This window comes from Amphritea atlantica (assembly GCF_900111095.1).
Taxonomy (GTDB): domain Bacteria; phylum Pseudomonadota; class Gammaproteobacteria; order Pseudomonadales; family Balneatricaceae; genus Amphritea; species Amphritea atlantica.
In genome coordinates, this window is record NZ_FOGB01000029.1 from 1 (window position 1) to 5,199 (window position 5,199).

The 5,199-nt window shown below is 52.3% G+C and carries 1 protein-coding gene; it reads right to left on the minus strand.

Going from position 1 to position 5,199, the window contains the following annotated elements:
* Positions 1-5,199: beta strand repeat-containing protein (locus BMY09_RS22270; protein WP_091362281.1), on the minus strand; the 5,199-nt coding region annotated here is incomplete at both ends.

Consider the following 5,199-nt stretch of genomic DNA (forward strand, 5'->3'; position numbering starts at 1 on the left):
GTTGTACTGATATCGGCCCCCAGATCCGTGGTACCGACAACCTCCAGACGGGTTGCGTTAATCCGGTCTTCAATAATGGTGTTACCGCCCAGATAGATATCCTGGGCATTAACCGCAGCGCCGATGGTCGCATCGCCGTCAACGGTCAGATCATTGACTGACACCACACCCTGAAGATCAGCGTCAGCGGCGACGGTCAGATTATATGGACCTGAGACCTGATTCGCGCTGACCTTAGTACCCGACAGCCGGACAGCCTTGCTCAGGGTGACTTCACCGGTATAGCTCTGGCTGCCAACAGTGGCGATATCGGCTCCCAGATCGGTGGTTCCGCTAATGGCCAGAGTCTCTGCGGTGACCAGATCGTGAATCGTTGTGTTGCCGGCAATTCGGACGTCCCGGGCCTGCACTGTCGATGCAAAATTTGCAGCGCCGCCAACCGACAGATCACTGACAGATACTGCGCCGTTCAGATCAGCATCACCGCTCACCACCAGATGATGAGGCCCGGTCACGGATTGTGCACTGACATCACCGGTCAGGGTGACATTGCGGCTCAAACTCAAACCGCTCATATAAGTTTGCACACCTGCATAGATATCCACAGCCAGATCGGTCGCCCGGTTGAAAACAACCTCACTTAAGGCCTCATCTGCCCCCATATCACCCGACAGATTAACGACGGCATCCAGCACCAGACGGTGATTGCCATCAACCGTACTATTAAAATCAATGGTTGTAGCTGATAGGTTAGAATCATTGCTCAGAGTAACCGCACCTCCGAACACTTGTCCGGCCACCGTGGTGATATCTCCCCCCAGATCGGTGGTTCCCTGAATAACCAGACTCTCAGCGGAAACTGTATCGCCTATAACACTGTTGCCGCCGATATTGATATCCCTGGCATTGACAGTGGATAGAAACGCCGTATTACCCGTGACACTCAGATCATTAACAGATACAGCACCTTTCAGATTTGCATCACCGGTAATAGTCAGATCTTGTGCGCCACTGATATCAGAAGCCGTGATCGTGGTGCCCTTGAGAATAACAGTATCACTCAGTGCTATAGCACCGTTGTATACCTGAGTGCCAGTGGTGGTAATAGCGGCGGCAAGATCACTGGTTCCGGACACGATCAGAGTTTCAGCGCTTACCGCATCTGAAATGGAAGTATTACCGTCAATATTGATAGCCCCGGCATCTACCGTAGCCCCAAAATCAGCATCGCCACTCACCAGAAGATCATGAACAAACACGGCGCCCTGCATAGCTGCATCACCATCAATGGTAAGATCCCGTGTACCCGTCATGCCTCCTGCGGTAATTGTTGTGCCTGAAAGGGTGAGATCGTTATCCAGAGTCACAACCCCGGCATAACTCTGCGAACCGGTAGTGGTGATATCCGCAGCGAGTATTGCATCGCCACCCACCACAAGACTGCCTGCGGTAACGGTATCCGACGCAGCAGTATTACCGGTAATACTGATAATATCGGCAATCAGAGTTGATCCAAAAGCGGCGCTGCCATTAACTGACAGATTATTAACATCCACCGCGCCTTGAAGATTCGTATCACCGTTCAAGGTCAGATTATGGCTGCCTGCCACACCATTAGCTGTGATGCTGGAGCCAGTAAGAGTGATCTCATCGCCCAGTGTCACAGCCCCCCCATAGCGCTGTGCACCTGTTGTCTGAATATCGGCACCCAGATTACTACTGCCGCCAACCGTCAGACTATCAGCGGTTAGCGCGCCTTCAATCAGAGCATTTCCACCAATACTCATAACGCTGGCATCAACGCTCGCGGCAAATGCGCCGTCCCCACTGACGGTCAGGTCATTCACTGACACCACACCCTGCAGATCGGCATCACCATTAACCATCAGATTATGGGGCCCAATCACCGATTGAGCCGTAATATCACCATTAAGAACAGCATCATGATTGAGGGTCAGATCACTCATGTAGGTCTGCACCCCGGCGTAGAGATTACCAGCCAGTTCGGTTGCCCGGGTAAAGACAACTTCGCTCAGTTGTTGCCCCCCCCCTACATCTGCAGACATATTCACAACAGCATCCAGTACCAGCCGGTGATTACCATCCACTGTGCTGTCAAAATTGATGGTTGTTGCTGACAATACCGCATCCTGTGTCAGCGTAACTGCACCGCCATATGTCTGCGAGGCAACCGTACTGACATCTGCGCCAAGCTGCGTTTCTCCGGAAATCGTCAGACTCTCGGCAGTCACTGTATCGGTAATGGCAGTATTACCACCAATCGTAATAACTCCGGCATCTACGGTAGAGGCGAAATCCGCATTGCCACTGATGGTCAGATCTTTGACGGATACAGCTCCATGCTGGGCAGTGTTGCCCGAAATAGCCAGATTATGAGCGCCCGTCATACCGTTGACATCGATGCCACTCCCGGTGAGAGTAATTGCCTTACTGAACCGCAAGACACCATTATATGCCTGAGCACCGGTGGTGGTGATATCGGCAGCCAGATCACTGGCTCCGTCCACTACCAGACTATCGGCCATAACACTGTCCACGAAGATGGCATCACCACCAATAGTGATCCCTCCCGCATCCACTAATGATCCCAAACGGGAATGACCGCTCACTGAGAGATCAGCCACAGCGACATCCCCATCCAGGTCGGCATTGCCATGAATAACTAAGTTATGTAAACCGCTAACAGACTGGGTTGTAACCTCTCCTGTCAGCAGGACATCCTGACTAAGGCTCATATGATTCAGATAGGTCTGTACATCTGCCGAAATATCTGCACTCAGATCAACCGCTTTATTAAAGACTATTTCATTAAGTTGTTGATTACCGCCAATACGCCCTCCCTGACTAACTTGTGCGTCCAGGAACAAGCGATGATTACCATCAACCGTACTGGCAAAGTCGACAGTGGACCCGGTCAGTCTTACATCGCCGGACAAAGAAACAGGCCCACCGTAAACCTGGCCGGCGACTGTCGAGATATCATCACCAAGATCGGTTGAGCCTGTGATGGATAAGCTATCTGTCGAAACAACATCATTCAGATCAGCATTACCGTCAACCGTCAGGCTAAACGGGCCATTTATCATCTGCGCAGTGACATTGCCGCCCAGCGTAACATTGTCTGTCAGTACCAGGCTGTCCATAAAGGTCTGAGTGTCCGCATTGATATCAACCCCCAGCGTTGTCCCCTGATCAAAGACAATCTTACTCAGCGACTGGGTTGTACCGATATCTCCGGTCAGATTAACGGCAAGTGCATCCAGCTCCAGCCGGTGAGCGCCATCAACGGTGTTATCGAAATTAACCGTACTCCCCCTCAGTACCGCATCGCCGTTGAGGGTCACTGCACCCATATAGGTCTGATCGGTGATGGTAGTGACATCCGCCCCCAGATTGACGGGGCCCGAAACATAGAAGCTCCGGGTATCAATAGCACCATCGATGAGGGCTGCACCATCGACTGTAAAGTTATATGCTCCGCTAACACCATGAGAGGTGACCGAAGCGCCCTTCAACACAACATCATTACCCAGCAACAGCGTGCCGCCGTAGCTCTGGGTACCACTGGTATTAACATCAGCAAACAGCTTACTATTACCCTGGATATCCAGGCTGCTGATATCAACCAGGTTGTTTAAATCAGCATCTCCTGACACAGTCAGAGCAAACGCACCGTTTACTGTCTGCGCAGTAACATCACCCGTCAGGGAGACTTTGTCACTCAGCGTCAGACTGTCCATAAAGGTCTGAGTGCCAGCAATAATATCGACCCCCAGCGTTGTCGCCTGATCAAAGACAATCTCACTCAGCGACTGGGTTGTACCAATATCTCCGGTCAGATTAACGGCAAGTGCATCCAGCTCCAGACGGTGAGCGCCATCAACGGTGTTATCGAAATTAACAGTATTCCCCTTCAGTAGCGCATCGCCGGTGAGGGTCACTGCACCCATATAGGTCTGATCGGTGATGGTAGTGACATCCGCCCCCAGATTGACGGGGCCCGAAACATAGAGGCTCCGGGTATCAATAGCACCATCGATGAGGGAGGCACCATCGACTGTAAAGTTATATGCTCCGCTAACTCCATGAGTGGTGACAGAAGCGCCCCTCAACACAACATCATTACCCAGCAACAGCGTGCCGCCGTAGCTCTGGGTAGCACTGGTATTAACATCAGCAAACAGCTTGCTATTACCCTGGATATCCAGGCTGCTGATATCAACCAGGTTGTTTAAATCAGCATCCCCTGACACAGCCAGAGCAAACGGACCATTTATTGTCTGCGCAGTGACATTACCCTTTAACGATACATTATCGCTCAGCGTCAGACTGTCCATAAAGGTTTGAGTACCCGCATTGATATCAATCCCCAGCGTTGCCCCCTGATCAAAGACAATCTCATTCAGCGACTGGATGGAGCCGATATCCCCGGTCAGATTTACAACAGGTGCATCCAGTTCCAGTCGGTGAGCACCATCAATAGTATCGCTGAAGATAAGACCAGCACCCGTCAGTAATGTATCTCCGGTGAGAGTCACTGCGCCCATGTAGACCTGGTCTGCAATAGTAGTGACATCTGCCCCCAGACTAGCTGGCCCCGTAACATCAAGACTCCGGGTATCAATAGCACCATCGATGACGGCGGCACCATCCAGAGTAAGGTTATACGCTCCGCTGACTCCATGAGTGGTGACCGAAGTGCCCCTCAGCACAGCATCATTACCCAGCAACAGCGTACCGCCGTAGTTCTGGCTGCCACTGGTATAAACACCGGCAAACAGTTTGCTATTACCCTGGATATCCAGGCTGCTGATATCAACCAGATTGTTTAAATCGGCATCCCCTGACACCGTCAGAGCAAACGGACCCTGTACTGTCTGCGCAGTGACATCCCCCGTCAGGGTAACGTTGTCACTCAGTGTCAGACTGTCCATGAACGTCTGGATACCGGCGGTGATATCCACGCCCAGTGTCGCGGCTTTATCAAAGACTATCTCGGTCAGCCCGGTGGTCCCGCCAACAGGCCCCGACAGCGTGACGCTATCGGCATCCAGTTCCAAACGCTGGGCACCGTCGACGGTGTCATTGAGCGTGATCGCAGCACCCACTCCGGTCGCGCTCAGCACGGCATCACCGCTCAGGCTTACCGCACCGGTATAGGTCTGATCCGTTGCGGTG